The sequence below is a fragment of the Streptomyces sp. NPDC046303 genome (genome assembly GCF_055588085.1).
In genome coordinates this window covers 40817-56415 of sequence record NZ_JBVJFA010000028.1, presented here as the reverse complement: position 1 = coordinate 56415, position 15599 = coordinate 40817, and the positions used below count along the sequence as shown (strand labels likewise).

Here is a 15599-nt window from a genome sequence, read left to right as displayed (position 1 = left end):
GCGCAGTGGACTACCAGGCACTGCTGGAGCAGATCGCGGCCGACGTCGCCCCGCTGGTGGGCAGCGGCACCCCCGCCGAGTACATCCCGGCGCTCGCCGCCGTGGAACCGGCGCAGTTCGGCATGGCCCTCGCCGACCTCGAGGGCAACGTCTACGGGGCCGGGGACTGGCAGGTCCCCTTCTCCGCCCAGTCCATCACCAAGGTCTTCGCCCTGGCGCTGGCCCTGGCGGAGGGCGGGGACGGCCTGTGGGAGCGGGTCGGACGGGAGCCGTCCGGCAACCCGTTCAACTCGCTCGTGCAGCTGGAGTACGAGAACGGCATTCCGCGCAATCCGTTCATCAACGCGGGAGCGCTGGTGGTGACCGACCGCCTGCAGACCCTGACGGGCGACGCGAGCAGCGAACTCCTGGACTTCCTCCGCACCGAGAGCGGGAACCCCGCCCTGGCCTTCGACGCGGAGGTGGCCGCCTCCGAGCACGAACACGGCGACCGCAATGCGGCCGTGGCGCACTTCATGGCCTCGTACGGCAACATCGACAACCCCGTACCGGCGCTGCTGGACCACTACTTCTGGCAGTGCTCGATCGAGATGAGCTGCGCCGACCTGGCCCGGGCGGGGCTCTTCCTGGCCCGGCACGGCCTGCGCGCGGACGGCTCGCGCCTCCTCACGCGCAGCGAGGCGAAGCAGATCAACGCGGTGATGCTGACGTGCGGGACGTACGACGCGGCCGGCGAATTCGCCTACCGCGTCGGGCTGCCCGGCAAGAGCGGGGTCGGCGGCGGCATCGTGGCGGTCGTCCCCGGCCAGTGCGTCCTGGCCGCCTGGAGTCCGGGCCTGGACCCCCACGGGAACTCGGTCGCGGGTGTGGCCGCCCTCGACCGTTTCACGACGCTGACGGGCCTGTCGGTCTTCTGACGCGGCACGCCCCGCCCGGCCGGCCGGCCGCCCGGCCGGGGACGCGGCGCGCCGCACGGCGGCGGGTCAGGGCCGGGCGAGCTCCAGTGTGTAGCGGCGGCCGTGGCGGGTGCCGCTCGGCAGGAGGTACCGCTCCGCCAGGGTCATGCCCAGCCGCTCCGCCACCGCGATCGAGCGGGCGTTGGCATCGTCGATCATCGCCACCACGCGGGGCACACCGGCCTCCCGGACCCGGTCCAAGGTCGCCAGCGCGGCCGCGTACGCGTACCCCCGCCCCCACGCGGCGCGTCCCAGCCGCCAGCCGATCTCGATCTCCCCGACGGGCCCCCACTCCTTCTCCCGCGGCCAGGGCTGCGCGCCCGTGAAGCCGAGCACGCTGCCCTCCTCGTCCAGCAGCGTCCACAGGCAGTAGCCGAGCTGCGCGTCGTGCATGCGCTGGCGTGCGGTGAACTCCACGTACGAGGAGAGCTCGGCCGGTCCGCCGAGGAATTCCATGACGTCCGGGTCGTCGAACACCCCGTGCCAGGCGTGCGCGTCCTCATGGGTGGGCACGCGCAGCTGTACGGCGGGGAGCGGCCGGGTCGGCGAGGTGGTCACAGGAGGCAGCCCTTCGGTTCGCGATCTCTCTCGCTGCATAGACTGCACATGTCCGGTGCCGTTGGGCACCCTTTATCGAGCCTTCGGGAGACCCCGCCGTGACCGAGCCCCTCTCCGAACACTCCGCGGACGTGATCGTCGTCGGGGCCGGGCCCGCGGGCTCGACCACCGCCTACTACCTCGCCAAGGCCGGACTGGACGTCCTGCTGCTGGAGAAGACGGCGTTCCCGCGCGAGAAGGTGTGCGGCGACGGCCTGACGCCGCGCGCCACCAAGCAGCTGGTGGCGATGGGCATCGACGTCTCCGAAGAGGCCGGCTGGCTCCGCAACAAGGGCCTGCGGATCATCGGCGGCGGGCAGCGGCTCCAGCTGGACTGGCCGGAACTCGCCTCCTACCCGGACTACGGGCTGGTCCGCAAGCGCGACGACTTCGACGAGACCCTGGCCCGCCAGGCGCAGAAGGCCGGCGCCCGGCTGTACGAGCGCTGCAACGTCGGCGAGCCGGTCCGCGACCCCCGCACCGGGCACATCACCGGGGTGCAGGCCAAGCTGGGCGAGGAGAAGACCCCGGTCACCTTCCGCGCCCCGCTGGTCGTCGCCGCCGACGGCAACTCCTCGCGCCTCTCCCTCTCGATGGGCCTGCACCGGCGCGAGGACCGCCCCATGGGCGTCGCCGTGCGCACGTACTTCACCTCGCCCCGGCACGACGACGACTACCTGGAGTCGTGGCTGGAACTGTGGGACCGGCGCGGCCCGCAGGACCGCCTGCTGCCCGGCTACGGCTGGATCTTCGGCATGGGCGACGGCACGTCCAACGTCGGCCTCGGCATCCTCAACTCCTCCTCCGCCTTCAAGGAGCTGGACTGGCGCGAGGTCCTCAAGGCCTGGTGCGCGTCCATGCCGGAGGACTGGGGCTACACCCCGGAGAACATGACGCAGCCGATCCGCGGCGCGGCCCTGCCGATGGCCTTCAACCGGCAGCCGCACTACACCAAGGGCCTGCTGCTGGTCGGTGACGCGGGCGGCCTCGTCAACCCGTTCAACGGCGAGGGCATCGCCTACGCCATGGAGTCCGGCCAGATCGCGGCCGACGTCATCGTGCAGGCCCACGCCCGGTCCACCCCGGCCCAGCGCGAACTGGCGCTGCACAACTACCCGAAGGTGCTGAAGGAGACGTACGGCGGCTACTACACGCTGGGCCGCGCGTTCGTGAAGCTGATCGGCAACCCGAAGGTCATGAAGGTCGCCACGCAGCGCGGCCTGACGCACCCGGTGCTGATGAAGTTCACGCTGAAGATGCTCGCCAACCTCACCGACCCGACGGGCGGCGACGCGATGGACCGCATCATCAACGGTCTGTCGAAGGTGGCCCCGAAGGCCTGAGGCCGGTGTCCGGCGGGCCGGGCGGGGTGTCCCCGGGGCGGTCCGCCTGCGCCTGCGCCTGCGCCTCCGCGTGCACGGTGCGCACGCACCTGGCCAGCAGGACCAGCCCGCACAGCAGCATCGCGCCCGAGGCGGTCCAGCCCAGGGCCAGGGTGAGCGGGTGGCCGGGCTTGTGCCAGGGGCGGGCGGTGGCCAGCAGCCAGCCGCCTCCGGCGAGGAGGCCGAGACCGAGCGCGGCCCGGAGGGCGGTGGGGTCGCCGGTGCCGTGGTTCTCGTACGGCTTCAGGTTCACGCCGCCATCTTCGCAGGGCCCCGGTCGAGGGCAGCACGAAGGGCCGGTACTCCACCCCCGAGCGGGGGAGTACCGGCCCTTGCGGCCTCGTGGAGCGTCTCGGGCGTCTCAGAGGACGCGGACGGCGCCCGTCGGCTTGTCGTAGCTCAGGCTGCGCTCGACGATGCCCGTGCTGGGGTTCTGCGCGCCGACGAACTTGCCGCCGCCGACGTAGAGGGCGACGTGGTACGCGCTGCCCTTGGAGCCCCAGTACAGGATGTCGCCCGGCTGCAGGGCGCTGAGCGACACCGAGGTGCCGGCCGAGGACTGCGCCTGGGACATGCGCGGCAGGGAGATGCCGGCCTGGCGGTAGGCGGCCTGGACGAGGCCGGAGCAGTCGAACGAGGACGGGCCGGTGCCGCCCATGACGTACGCCTTGCCGACCTGCGCGCGGGCGAAGTTCACGATGGCGGCGGCGGAGCCGGTCGCCGGGGCGGCCACGGAGCCGTCGCTGGGCGTCGACTTGGCCGACAGGGTGGTGCGGGAGGTGCTGCGGTTGGCACGCTCGGCCTCGGCCTTGCGGTCCGCCTCTTCCTTGGCCTTCTTGGCCGCTGCCTCTTCGTCGGCCTTCTTCTGGGCCGCTTCCTTGGCCTGCTTCGCCTCGGCGGCGGCGCCGGTACGGGCGCTCTCCTCCTGGGCGGTCAGCTCACCCTCGACGGCGGCCGCGCGGGTGTTCTCGGCGGCTGCGGCGACGGCGGAGGAGACCTCGGCGGCCAGGTCCAGGTTCAGGACCGGCATTTCGAGCGTCGTCTCGGCCACGGGCTCGGCGGGGGACGCGCTCGCGGTGCCGGCCATGGCGAGGGTGCTGAGGACGCCACCGGCAACTCCGGCGCGGACCGCGAGCTTCGAGGCGCTGCGGCGGGGCTTCCGGTGGCTGGGTATGTGAGCGGTGATGGACATGAGGACAACCGCTATCAGGGCGCGCGGGGTCCCTTCAAGAAACGTGGCTTGCGCCACAGTTGCGCGCGAAAGGCGCTAACCGGGCGCGCCGCGCTTCTTATTGACGCCGTAACGGGCAGAACGGACACCCTTTCACAAGGCTGTGATCATGGGGTTTCCGCAATTAGTCCGGTTTGATCCGCGGCCTACCATCCCTCCGCACAGATGGCCAAGCCCTCTTTCCGCGTCACGAAACGGGAGTGGCGCAGGTCACAGGAGCATCACACTGTGCGGACACTGTGGGCCTCCCGTGACCTCGCCGTGAACTCCCCGCCCGGGTTCGTGAACGGATGCACGCGCCGGAGGGGTCCCGGGACCCGCGTATGCCCCGTGTCCACCTCCGTACACGCGGGCTCCCCCGGCCGGGCGACGCCGGTTCCCTTATCACTGCGGCGGATGCAGCGCCAATTTGCCTGCACAGACCATCATTTGATAGTGCGACAGCGCTTCCACCTGCGGTAACCGGCCCGGATGTCACCTTTGGTGATCATGTGGATGCTTCGCGTACGAAGATCACCACTCATCGGAGTTCATGATCGTTCGTCAGGTGGTGGAGATCACAAACTCGGTGTTGCAACCCGTGTCGCAGATCACAGACGAGCGGGCATAAGATGCGCACCAGTCCGGCTTGTGAACTGCCTCACATGCGAGCGAGGCGGGGCACTCGGCGCCGGCAGCGGTCCAACGGTCAAGGACGACTGGAAGGAGCGAGGAGCGTGAATGCGTACGCGCCCATCCTCGTGCTCGGCGCCCTCGGCGCAGGGTTTGCGATCTTCTCCGTGGTCATGGCCACGCTGATCGGCCCAAAACGGTACAACCGGGCGAAGCTCGAGGCGTACGAGTGCGGCATCGAGCCGACTCCGGTGCCGGCCGGCGGCGGCCGTTTCCCCATCAAGTACTACCTGACGGCGATGCTCTTCATCGTCTTCGACATCGAGGTTGTCTTCCTCTACCCCTGGGCCGTCACCTTCGACTCCCTGGGGATCTTCGGGCTCGTCGAGATGCTGCTCTTCGTGCTCACCGTCTTCGTGGCCTACGCCTACGTGTGGCGCCGCGGCGGCCTGGAATGGGACTGAGGGGCTGAATTTCCCATGGGACTGGAAGAGAAGCTGCCGAGCGGCTTTCTGCTGACCACCGTCGAACAAGCGGCGGGCTGGGTGCGCAAGTCGTCCGTCTTTCCCGCGACGTTCGGCCTGGCCTGCTGCGCCATCGAGATGATGACCACCGGCGCGGGCCGCTACGACCTGGCCCGCTTCGGCATGGAGGTCTTCCGGGGATCCCCCCGCCAGGCCGACCTGATGATCGTGGCCGGCCGGGTCAGCCAGAAGATGGCGCCGGTGCTGCGCCAGGTGTACGACCAGATGCCGGCTCCCAAATGGGTCATCTCCATGGGGGTTTGCGCATCTTCGGGCGGAATGTTCAACAACTACGCGATCGTCCAGGGCGTCGACCACATCGTCCCGGTGGACATCTACCTGCCCGGCTGCCCGCCGCGCCCCGAGATGCTGATCGACGCGATCCTCAAGCTCCACCAGAAGATCCAGGGCTCGAAGCTCGGCGTGAACCGGGAAGAAGCGGCACGTGAGGCGGAGGAGGCGGCCCTCAAGGCCCTCCCCACCATCGAGATGAAGGGGCTGCTCCGGTGAGCGAGACCCGAGAGCCGGAGAACGGCAACCAGGACAACGGCACCCAGAACAACGGCAACAACGTCCCCGCCCCGCGCGCGAGCGGCCCCGAGGTCATCGGCGTCCGCAAGGGCATGTTCGGAGCCACGGCCGGCGGCGACACCAGCGGCTACGGCGGCCTGGTGCGCACCGTGGCCCTGCCCGGCGCGACCAGCCGCCCGTACGGCTCCTACTTCGACGAGGTGGCCGACGAACTCGAAGGCGCCCTGGAGGAGCAGGACCTAGTCCCCGAGAACGCCATCGAGAAGACCGTGGTCGACCGGGGCGAGCTCACCTTCCACATCGCGCGCGAGCACCTCGTCCGCGTCGCGCGCACCCTGCGCGACGACCCGGCCCTGCGCTTCGAGCTGTGCACCGGGGTCTCCGGCGTGCACTACCCCGGGGACAAGGGCCGCGAGCTGCACGCCGTCTACCACCTGCGCTCGCTCACCCACGGCCGGATCCTGCGGCTGGAGGTGTCCGTCCCGGACAGCGACCCGCACGTCCCCTCGCTCGTCGCGGTCTACCCCACCAACGACTGGCACGAGCGCGAGACGTACGACTTCTTCGGCCTGATCTTCGACGGGCACCCGGCCCTCACCCGGATCATGATGCCGGACGACTGGCAGGGCTTCCCGCAGCGCAAGGACTACCCGCTCGGCGGCATCGCCGTCGAGTACAAGGGCGCCCAGATCCCGGCTCCCGACCAGCGGAGGTCGTACAGCTGATGTCCACCAACCACCACGCCTCCGCGCGCGAGACCACCGAGGGCACCGTCTACACGGTCACCGGCGGCGACTGGGACGAGATCGTCCAGTCCGCGGCCAAGGCCGACGACGAGCGGATCGTCGTCAACATGGGCCCGCAGCACCCCTCCACCCACGGAGTGCTGCGCCTGATCCTGGAGATCGACGGCGAGACGGTCACCGAAGCCCGCTGCGGCATCGGCTACCTGCACACCGGCATCGAGAAGAACCTCGAATTCCGGAACTGGACGCAGGGCACCACCTTCGTGACGCGCATGGACTACCTGACGCCCTTCTTCAACGAGACGGCGTACTGCCTCGGCGTCGAGAAGCTGCTCGGCATCACCGACCAGATCCCGGACCGCGCCACGGTCATCCGCGTCCTGCTGATGGAGCTCAACCGGCTCTCCTCCCACCTGGTGTGCATCGCCACCGGCGGTATGGAGCTGGGCGCGACCACGATCATGATCTACGGCTTCCGCGACCGCGAGCTGATCCTCGACGTCTTCGAGCTGATCACCGGACTGCGCATGAACCACGCGTTCGTCCGCCCCGGCGGCCTGGCGCAGGACCTGCCCCCGGGCGCCGTCGACCAGCTGCGCGAGTTCGTGAAGACCATGAAGAAGAACCTGCCGGAATACGACAAGCTCGCCACCGGCAACCCCATCTTCAAGGCCCGCATGCAGGACGTCGGCTACCTCGACCTCACGGGCGCCATGGCGCTGGGCGCCACCGGCCCGATCCTGCGCTCCGCCGGCCTGCCGCACGACCTGCGCAAGTCGGACCCGTACTGCGGCTACGAGAACTACGAGTTCGACGTGCCGACCACCGACACCTGCGACTCCTACGGGCGCTTCCTGATCCGCCTGGAGGAGATGCGCCAGTCGCTGCGGATCGTCGAGCAGTGCCTGGACCGGCTGGAGCCGGGCCCGGTGATGGTCGCCGACAAGAAGATCGCCTGGCCGGCGCAGCTGGCCATGGGCCCCGACGGGCTCGGCAACTCGCTCGACCACATCAAGAACATCATGGGCACCTCCATGGAGGCCCTCATCCACCACTTCAAGCTGGTGACCGAGGGCTTCCGGGTACCGGCCGGGCAGGCGTACGCGGCCGTCGAGTCGCCCAAGGGCGAACTCGGGGTGCACGTGGTCTCCGACGGCGGCACCCGCCCGTACCGGGTCCACTTCCGCGACCCGTCCTTCACCAACCTCCAGGCCATGGCAGCGATGTGCGAGGGCGGCCAGGTCGCCGACGTCATCGTCGCCGTCGCCTCCATCGACCCCGTGATGGGAGGCGTCGACCGATGACAGCCAATCCCGCCCGTCAAGAGGTGAGCCTGGGCATGCCCCAGCTGCCCGCCCCCGACTTCCCGGCGGAGGTACGCGAGCGCCTCGAAGCCGACGCCAAGGAGGTCATCGCCCGCTACCCCGACAGCCGCAGCGCGCTGCTGCCGCTGCTGCACCTGTGCCAGTCGCAGGAGGGCTACGTCTCGCGCACCGGCATCCGCTTCTGCGCCGAGGTGCTGGGCCTGACCACCGCCGAGGTCACGGCCGTGGCCACCTTCTACACGATGTACCGGCGCAAGCCCTCCGGCGACTACCAGGTCGGCGTCTGTACGAACACCCTGTGCGCGGTCATGGGCGGCGACGCCATCTTCGACGAGCTCAAGCAGCACCTCGGAGTCGGCAACAACGAGACCACCCCCGACGGCAAGGTCACCCTCGAGCACATCGAGTGCAACGCGGCCTGCGACTTCGCCCCCGTGGTGATGGTCAACTGGGAATTCTTCGACAACCAGACCCCCGAATCCGCCAAGGCCCTGGTGGACGACCTGCTGGCCGGCCGCGACGTCGTGCCGACCCGGGGCGCGCCGCTGTGCACCTACAAGGAGACCGCCCGGATCCTGGCGGGCTTCCCCGACGAGCGCGAGGGCGCGGTCGAGGCGAGCGGCGGCGCGGGCCCCGCCTCCCTGATCGGGCTGCGCATCGCGCGCGGCGAGAGCCCCCGCACCCCGATCGTGCACCCGCGCGGCGAGGCGCGCGGCGAGAACCGCGGCGAGACCACCACCGAGGGAGGGGAGTGATGTCCGTGTCTTCCAAGGAGAGTCACGGGAGCACGTCCCAGCCGGAGACCGGGGGAGGTGCGAGCCCGGAGAAGCTCCTCGCTCCCGTCCTGTCGGCGTTCTGGGACGAGCCCGCGTCGTGGACGCTGGAGACCTACCGGCGGCACGAGGGCTACGAGGGCCTGCGCAAAGCGCTGGCGATGACGCCGGATGAAGTGATCGCCTACGTGAAGGACTCGGGTCTGCGCGGACGCGGCGGCGCGGGCTTCCCCACCGGCATGAAGTGGCAGTTCATCCCGCAGGGCGACGGAAAGCCGCACTACCTCGTCGTGAACGCGGACGAGTCGGAGCCGGGGACCTGCAAGGACATCCCCCTCCTCTTCGCCAACCCGCACTCCCTCATCGAGGGAATGATCATCGCCTGCTACGCGATCCGCTCGCAGCACGCCTTCATCTACCTGCGCGGCGAGGTCGTACCGGTCCTGCGGCGCCTGCACGAGGCGGTGCGCGAGGCGTACGAGGCCGGATACCTCGGCAAGGACATCCTGGGCAGCGGCCTCGACCTCGACATCACGGTGCACGCGGGAGCGGGCGCGTACATCTGCGGCGAGGAGACGGCGCTGCTCGACTCCCTCGAAGGCCGGCGCGGCCAGCCCCGGCTGCGTCCCCCCTTCCCCGCCGTGGAGGGGCTCTACGCGTGCCCCACTGTCGTCAACAACGTGGAGTCCATCGCCTCGGTTCCCGCGATCCTGAACAGGGGCAAGGACTGGTTCAAGTCGATGGGGACCGAGAAGTCCCCCGGCTTCACCCTGTATTCGCTCTCCGGGCACGTCGCGGGCCCCGGCCAGTACGAGGCGCCGCTCGGCATCACCCTGCGCCAGCTGCTCGACATGAGCGGCGGGATGCGGCCCGGGCACCGGCTGAAGTTCTGGACCCCGGGCGGCTCCTCCACCCCCATGTTCACGGACGAGCACCTCGACGTCCCGCTGGACTACGAGGGCGTGGGCGCGGCCGGCTCGATGCTCGGCACCAAGGCGCTCCAGTGCTTCGACGAGACGACCTGCGTGGTGCGGGCCGTGACCCGCTGGACCGAGTTCTACGCCCACGAGTCCTGCGGCAAGTGCACCCCCTGCCGCGAAGGCACCTACTGGCTGGTCCAGCTGCTGCGCGACATCGAGGCCGGCAAGGGCGTCATGTCCGACCTCGACAAGCTGAACGACATCGCCGACAACATCAACGGCAAGTCCTTCTGCGCGCTCGGCGACGGCGCCGCCAGCCCCATCTTCTCCTCGCTCAGGTACTTCCGCGCGGAGTACGAGCAGCACATCACGGGCAAGGGCTGCCCCTTCGACCCCAGGAAGTCGACCCTCTGGGCTGACACGGAGGTGAACGCATGACCGTCACCAGTAACGCTCCCGCCGGTGGCGGAGCGGCCCCTGTACCACCGGAGAACCTGGTGTCCCTCACCATCGACGGCATCGAGCTGTCGGTCCCCAAGGGAACCCTCGTCATCCGGGCCGCCGAACAGCTCGGCATCGAGATCCCCCGGTTCTGCGACCACCCCCTCCTCTCCCCGGCGGGTGCCTGCCGCCAGTGCATCGTCGAGGTCGAGGGCCAGCGCAAGCCCATGGCCTCCTGCACCATCACCTGCACCGACGGCATGGTCGTCAAGACGCAGCTGACCTCTCCGGCCGCCGACAAGGCCCAGCGCGGGGTGATGGAGCTGCTGCTCATCAACCACCCGCTGGACTGCCCGGTCTGCGACAAGGGCGGCGAGTGCCCGCTGCAGAACCAGGCGATGTCGCACGGCAACGCGGAATCCCGGTTCGAGGGGCAGAAGCGGACGTACGAGAAGCCGGTCCCCATCTCCACCCAGGTGCTCCTGGACCGCGAGCGGTGCGTGCTCTGCGCCCGCTGCACCCGCTTCTCCAACGAGATCGCGGGCGACCCGATGATCGAGCTGCTGGAACGCGGCGCGCTCCAGCAGGTCGGCACCGGCGAGGGCGACCCCTTCGAGTCGTACTTCTCCGGCAACACCATCCAGATCTGCCCCGTCGGCGCCCTCACCTCCGCCGCGTACCGGTTCCGCTCCCGCCCCTTCGACCTCGTCTCCTCCCCGAGCGTGTGCGAGCACTGCGCGGGCGGCTGCGCGACCCGGACCGACCACCGCCGCGGCAAGGTGCTGCGCCGGCTGGCCGCGGAGGACCCCGAGGTCAACGAGGAGTGGATCTGCGACAAGGGCCGCTTCGGGTTCCGCTACGCACAGCAGCGCGACCGGCTCACGACCCCGCTGGTGCGCAGCGCCGCCGGTGTCCTGGAGCCCGCGAGCTGGCCCGAGGCCCTGGAGGCCGCGGCGAACGGTCTCGCCGCCGCGCGCGGCCGGGCCGGGGTGCTCACCGGCGGACGGCTCACCGTCGAGGACGCCTACGCCTACGCCAAGTTCGCGCGGGTGGTCCTGGACACCAACGACATCGACTTCCGGGCCCGGATCCACAGCGCGGAGGAGGCCGACTTCCTGGCCGCCACCGTGGCCGGCACCGGCAAGGATCTCGACGGACGCGGGGTCACGTACGCCTCGCTGGAGGCGGCGCCCGCCGTCCTGCTCGCCGGCATCGAGTCCGAGGAGGAGGCCCCCGGGGTCTTCCTGCGGCTGCGCAAGGCCCACCGCAAGCACAAGCAGCGGACCTTCGCCCTCGCCCCCTTCGCCACCCGCGGCCTGGAGAAGGCGGGCGGCACCCTGCTGCCCGCCGCCCCCGGCACCGAGCCCGAGTGGCTCGACGCCCTCGCCACCCGGACCGGCCTGGAGGCGGGCGGCGCGGCCGCCGCCGACGCACTGCGCCAGAGCGGCGCGGTCATCGTCGTAGGAGAGCGCCTCGCCGGGGTGCCCGGCGCGCTGACCGCCGCCGTACGGGCCGCCACCGCGACCGGCGCGACGCTGGTGTGGATCCCGCGCCGGGCCGGTGAGCGGGCCGCCGTCGAGGCGGGCGCGCTGCCGTCCCTGCTGCCCGGCGGCCGTCCGGCCACCGACCCGCGGGCCCGCGACGAGGTCGCCACCGCGTGGGGGCTGGACGAACTCCCGCACCGCTACGGCCGCGACACCGGCCAGATCATCGAGGCCGCGGCCACCCGAGAACTGTCCGCGCTGCTGGTCGCGGGCGTCGAGGTCGCGGACCTGCCGGATCCGGCCCGCGCCCGGACCGCCCTCGAGGAGGCCTTCGTGGTCTCCCTCGAGCTGCGGCCCAGCGAGGTCACCGCCCGCGCGGACGTGGTCCTCCCGGTCGCCGCGGTCGTCGAGAAGGCGGGCGCGTTCATCAACTGGGAGGGCAGGGTCCGGCCCTTCGAGGCCGCCCTCAAGCCCGACCAGATGACCCGCCGGCTGGCCCCGGCTGACGCCCGCGTGCTGCACATGCTGGCCGACGCCGCCGACCGGCCGATCGCGCTGGGCGACGTACACGCCGTACGCCGGGAGCTGGAGCGGCTCGGCCCGTGGGAGGGGCCGCTCGCCTCCGAGCAGCCCACCGACCCGGTGCCGCTGCCCCGCCCGGGCACCGGCGAGGCCGTCCTGGCGGGCCACCGGCTCCTCCTCGACCTGGGCAGGCTCCAGGAGGGCGACGAGGCCCTGGCCGGTACCCGGCACGCGGCCGAGGCCCGGCTCTCGGCGGCCACGGCGGCCGAGACGGGCGTCAAGAACGGGGACGTCCTCGCGGTCACCGGCCCGGCCGGCTCCGTGGAACTGCCCCTGCGGATCACCGAGATGCCCGACCGCGTGGTCTGGCTCCCGCTGAACTCCACCGGGTCCGGGGTCCTCTCCGACACCGGAGCCCGCCCGGGCACCCTCGTCCGGATCGGCCCCGCGACCCCGGCCGGCACCGGCGACACCACTGCGGAGGTGGGCGCGTGAACGCGGTACAGCTTGCCGCCGAGGACCTGTCCCTGTTCGGCAGGGACGTCTGGTGGCTCGTCGTCATCAAGGCGGTGTTCTGCTTCGCCTTCCTGATGGTGACCGTGCTCTTCTCCATCGTGTGGGAGCGCAAGGTCGTCGCCTGGATGCAGCTGCGCATCGGCCCCAACCGGCACGGCCCCTGGGGCCTGCTCCAGTCGCTCGCCGACGGCGTCAAGCTGATGCTGAAGGAAGACGTCATCGTCAAGCGGGCCGACAAGGTGGTCTACGTCCTGGCCCCGGTCATCGCGGCGATCCCGGCCTTCATGGCCATCGCGGTGATCCCCTTCGGGCCCGCGGGCAACGAGGTCTCCATCTTCGGCCAGCGCACCACGATGCAGCTGACCGACCTGCCCATCGCGATGCTGTACATCCTCGCGGTGGCCTCGGTCGGCATCTACGGCATCGTGCTGGCGGGCTGGTCCTCCGGCTCGACCTACCCGCTCCTCGGCGGCCTGCGCTCCTGCGCGCAGATGATCTCCTACGAGATCGCGATGGGCGCGGCCTTCGCCTCGGTCTTCCTCTACTCCGGGTCCATGTCGACCTCGGCGATCGTCGAAGCCCAGGCGGACCGCTGGTACATCGTGCTGCTGCCGGTCTCCTTCATCATCTACGTCGTCACGATGGTCGGCGAGACGAACCGCGCCCCCTTCGACATGCCCGAGTCCGAGGGCGACCTGGTCGGCGGCTTCAACACCGAGTACTCGTCCATCAAGTTCGCGCTGTTCATGCTCGCCGAGTACGTCAACATGGTCACCGTCTCGGCGGTCTCGGTCACCCTCTTCCTGGGCGGCTGGCGGGCCCCGTACCCGATCAGCACCTTCTGGGAGGGCGCGAACCACGGCTGGTGGCCGATGCTCTGGTTCGTCCTCAAGGTGCAGCTGCTGCTCTTCTTCTTCATCTGGCTGCGCGGCACGCTGCCCCGCGTGCGCTACGACCAGCTGATGAAGCTCGGCTGGAAGGTCCTGATCCCGGTCTCCGTGGTCTGGCTGATGCTGGTCGCGACCGTCAGGGCGCTGCGCAACGAGCAGTACGACTTCAGCCAGATCGTCCTCTACGTGGGCGGCGCCGTCGTGGCGATCCTGCTCCTCTCCTTCGTCGCGGACCTCTTCCGCGACAAGCGCGAGAAGGCGGCCGCCGCGGAGGCAGGCAAGGGCGCCGCGGCCGAGCCCTTCGACCCGCTCGCGGGCGGGTTCCCCGTACCGCCCAAGCCCGGCCAGCACCTGGCACCCGTACCGCGCAGGCGGCCCCGCGCGGAGCGGGAGCTGATTGTCAGTGGCGGGACGAATACTGAGAGTGACCGAGAGGAGGGTGCAAAGAATGTCTGACGCTGAGCAGAGCGAGAAGTGGCAGAACCCGGTGGCGGGCTTCGGCGTGACCTTCAAGGCCATGTTCAAGAAGCGCCTCACCGAGCAGTACCCGGAGCAGCAGAAGACCACCGCCCCGCGCTTCCACGGACGGCATCAGCTCAACCGGCACCCCGACGGTCTGGAGAAGTGCATCGGGTGCGAGCTGTGCGCCTGGGCCTGTCCCGCCGACGCCATCTACGTGGAGGGCGCGGACAACACCGAGGAGGAGCGCTACTCCCCGGGCGAGCGGTACGGCGCGGTCTACCAGATCAACTACGCCCGCTGCATCCTGTGCGGGCTGTGCGTCGAGGCCTGCCCGACGCGGGCGCTGACCATGACGAACGAGTTCGAACTGGCCGACTCCAGCCGCGAATCGCTCATCTACACCAAGGAGCAGCTGCTCGCCGGGCTGACCGAGGGCATGGTCGAGGCGCCGCACGCGATGTTCCCCGGCACGGAGGACACGGACTACTACCGCGGACTGGTGACCGGGGCCGCCCCCGGCACGGTCCGGCAGGCGGCCGTGTCCAAGGGCGAAGCCGCGGAAGACACCGAGGAGGTCCAGGCATGAGCGCCCTCGCGGCCACCATGACCTCGACGGGCGAGGCGGTCCAGTTCTGGATCCTCGGCACGGTCGCCGTCATCGGCGCGCTGGCCACGATCCTGATGAAGAAGGCCGTGCACAGCGCCCTCAGCCTGGCCGGGACGATGATCGTCCTGGCGGTCTTCTACCTCGCCAACGGGGCGTACTTCCTGGGCGTCGTCCAGATCATCGTCTACACCGGCGCGATCATGATGCTCTTCCTCTTCGTGGTCATGCTCGTCGGCGTCACCGCCGCCGACTCCCTGAAGGAGACCATCAAGGGACAGCGCTGGCTGGCCGTCCTGTGCGGGCTCGGCTTCGGCATCCTGCTGATCGCCGGCATCGGCAACGCCCGGATCACCCACTTCAACGGACTCGGCCGGGTCAACTCCGCCGGGCACGTCGAGGGCCTGGCGCAGCTGATCTTCACCAAGTACGTCTTCGCCTTCGAGCTCACCGGCGCCCTGCTGATCACCGCGGCCGTCGGCGCGATGGTGCTCACCCACCGCGAGCGCACCGAGCGGGCCGCCACCCAGCGCGAGCTGTCCGAGAAGCGCGTCCGCGAGGGCGTGCAGCTCCCGCCGCTGCCCGCGCCCGGCGTCTACGCCCGGCACAACGCCGTGGACATCGCCGGCCTGCTGCCGGACGGCACCCCGTCCGAGCTGACGGTCAGCAAGACCCTGCGCGCCCGCGGCCAGGTCCGGGACGTCTCCGCGGAGGCGCTGTCCGACCTCAAGGCACTGGAGCAGGCCTCCTCGGAGCGCCTCGGCCGTGAGGAGGCCTCGAAGTGAATCCGGTCAACTACCTCTACCTGGCCGCCCTGCTGTTCACCATCGGCGCGGCCGGAGTGCTCATCCGCAGGAACGCGATCGTGCTGTTCATGTGCGTCGAGCTGATGCTCAACGCCTGCAACCTCGCCTTCGTCGCCTTCTCGCGGATGCACGGCAACCTCGACGGCCAGATCATCGCGTTCTTCACGATGGTCGTCGCCGCCGCGGAGGTCGTGGTCGGCCTGGCGATCATCGTGTCGCTGTTCCGTACCCGCCACTCGGCCTCGGTCGACGACGCCAGCCTGATGAAGCTGTAAGG

16 protein-coding genes are annotated in these 15599 nt (G+C 70.4%); 13 read left to right on the top strand and 3 right to left on the bottom strand.

The window, feature by feature from the left end:
- Positions 1–5: 5 nt before the first annotated feature.
- Positions 6–917, top strand: a complete 912-nt coding sequence (locus tag ACZ6I1_RS26190) for a glutaminase (protein WP_469291078.1) — start codon at positions 6–8, stop codon at positions 915–917.
- Between the two features lie 66 nt (positions 918–983).
- Here ACZ6I1_RS26190 and ACZ6I1_RS26185 read toward each other — a convergent pair whose 3' ends face one another.
- Positions 984–1514, bottom strand: coding sequence for a GNAT family N-acetyltransferase (locus tag ACZ6I1_RS26185; RefSeq protein WP_469291076.1), 531 nt, complete (start codon positions 1512–1514; stop codon positions 984–986).
- 98 nt (positions 1515–1612) lie between these two features.
- On the opposite strand from ACZ6I1_RS26185, the gene ACZ6I1_RS26180 reads away from it, so the two are divergent.
- Complete coding sequence (locus tag ACZ6I1_RS26180; protein WP_469291074.1) at positions 1613–2896, top strand: geranylgeranyl reductase family protein; 1284 nt, start codon at positions 1613–1615, stop codon at positions 2894–2896.
- On the opposite strand, the gene ACZ6I1_RS26175 is transcribed toward ACZ6I1_RS26180, so the two are convergent.
- Both ACZ6I1_RS26175 and ACZ6I1_RS26170 read right to left on the bottom strand, forming a co-directional pair.
- A complete protein-coding gene (locus ACZ6I1_RS26175; protein ID WP_469291072.1) occupies positions 2862–3188 on the bottom strand; it encodes a hypothetical protein in 327 nt (108 codons plus the stop codon). The genes ACZ6I1_RS26180 and ACZ6I1_RS26175 overlap by 35 nt on opposite strands.
- 108 nt (positions 3189–3296) lie before the next feature.
- Entirely contained in the window at positions 3297–4127 is an 831-nt protein-coding gene (locus tag ACZ6I1_RS26170; RefSeq protein WP_469291070.1) for a C40 family peptidase, read from the bottom strand.
- A 755-nt stretch (positions 4128–4882) separates the two neighbouring features.
- Here ACZ6I1_RS26170 and ACZ6I1_RS26165 point away from each other — a divergent pair.
- Genes ACZ6I1_RS26165 through nuoK form a run of 11 tightly spaced genes read left to right on the top strand, consistent with a single transcriptional unit; the run spans position 4883 to position 15597 of the window.
- Entirely contained in the window at positions 4883–5242 is a 360-nt protein-coding gene (locus tag ACZ6I1_RS26165; RefSeq protein ID WP_008738438.1) for an NADH-quinone oxidoreductase subunit A, read from the top strand.
- 15 nt (positions 5243–5257) lie between these two features.
- Complete coding sequence (locus ACZ6I1_RS26160; RefSeq protein ID WP_215143098.1) at positions 5258–5812, top strand: NuoB/complex I 20 kDa subunit family protein; 555 nt, start codon at positions 5258–5260, stop codon at positions 5810–5812.
- Positions 5809–6558 (top strand): NADH-quinone oxidoreductase subunit C, encoded by a 750-nt coding sequence (locus ACZ6I1_RS26155; RefSeq protein ID WP_469291068.1) that lies wholly within the window; start codon positions 5809–5811, stop codon positions 6556–6558. The genes ACZ6I1_RS26160 and ACZ6I1_RS26155 overlap by 4 nt, the downstream gene beginning before the upstream one ends.
- The gene (locus ACZ6I1_RS26150) at positions 6558–7883 is read left to right on the top strand and encodes an NADH-quinone oxidoreductase subunit D (RefSeq protein ID WP_469291066.1); all 1326 of its coding nucleotides are present in this window, start codon (positions 6558–6560) and stop codon (positions 7881–7883) included. The genes ACZ6I1_RS26155 and ACZ6I1_RS26150 overlap by 1 nt, the downstream gene beginning before the upstream one ends.
- Positions 7880–8659, top strand: a complete 780-nt coding sequence (gene nuoE, locus ACZ6I1_RS26145) for an NADH-quinone oxidoreductase subunit NuoE (RefSeq protein WP_469291064.1) — start codon at positions 7880–7882, stop codon at positions 8657–8659. The genes ACZ6I1_RS26150 and nuoE overlap by 4 nt, the downstream gene beginning before the upstream one ends.
- Positions 8659–10035: an NADH-quinone oxidoreductase subunit NuoF gene (gene nuoF / locus ACZ6I1_RS26140; RefSeq protein ID WP_469291063.1), complete on the top strand. Its 1377-nt coding sequence runs from the start codon at positions 8659–8661 to the stop codon at positions 10033–10035. Before nuoE ends, nuoF begins: the two co-directional genes overlap by 1 nt.
- On the top strand, positions 10032–12539 hold the full coding sequence (locus tag ACZ6I1_RS26135) for an NADH-quinone oxidoreductase subunit G (RefSeq protein ID WP_469291061.1): 2508 nt from the start codon (positions 10032–10034) through the stop codon (positions 12537–12539). The genes nuoF and ACZ6I1_RS26135 overlap by 4 nt, the downstream gene beginning before the upstream one ends.
- On the top strand, positions 12536–13906 hold the full coding sequence (nuoH, locus tag ACZ6I1_RS26130; RefSeq protein WP_469291059.1) for an NADH-quinone oxidoreductase subunit NuoH: 1371 nt from the start codon (positions 12536–12538) through the stop codon (positions 13904–13906). The genes ACZ6I1_RS26135 and nuoH overlap by 4 nt, the downstream gene beginning before the upstream one ends.
- Positions 13899–14498, top strand: coding sequence for an NADH-quinone oxidoreductase subunit NuoI (nuoI, locus tag ACZ6I1_RS26125; protein WP_469291057.1), 600 nt, complete (start codon positions 13899–13901; stop codon positions 14496–14498). The genes nuoH and nuoI overlap by 8 nt, the downstream gene beginning before the upstream one ends.
- On the top strand, positions 14495–15301 hold the full coding sequence (locus ACZ6I1_RS26120; RefSeq protein ID WP_469291054.1) for an NADH-quinone oxidoreductase subunit J: 807 nt from the start codon (positions 14495–14497) through the stop codon (positions 15299–15301). The genes nuoI and ACZ6I1_RS26120 overlap by 4 nt, the downstream gene beginning before the upstream one ends.
- On the top strand, positions 15298–15597 hold the full coding sequence (nuoK, locus tag ACZ6I1_RS26115; protein WP_045946785.1) for an NADH-quinone oxidoreductase subunit NuoK: 300 nt from the start codon (positions 15298–15300) through the stop codon (positions 15595–15597). The genes ACZ6I1_RS26120 and nuoK overlap by 4 nt, the downstream gene beginning before the upstream one ends.
- Positions 15598–15599 lie beyond the last annotated feature (2 nt).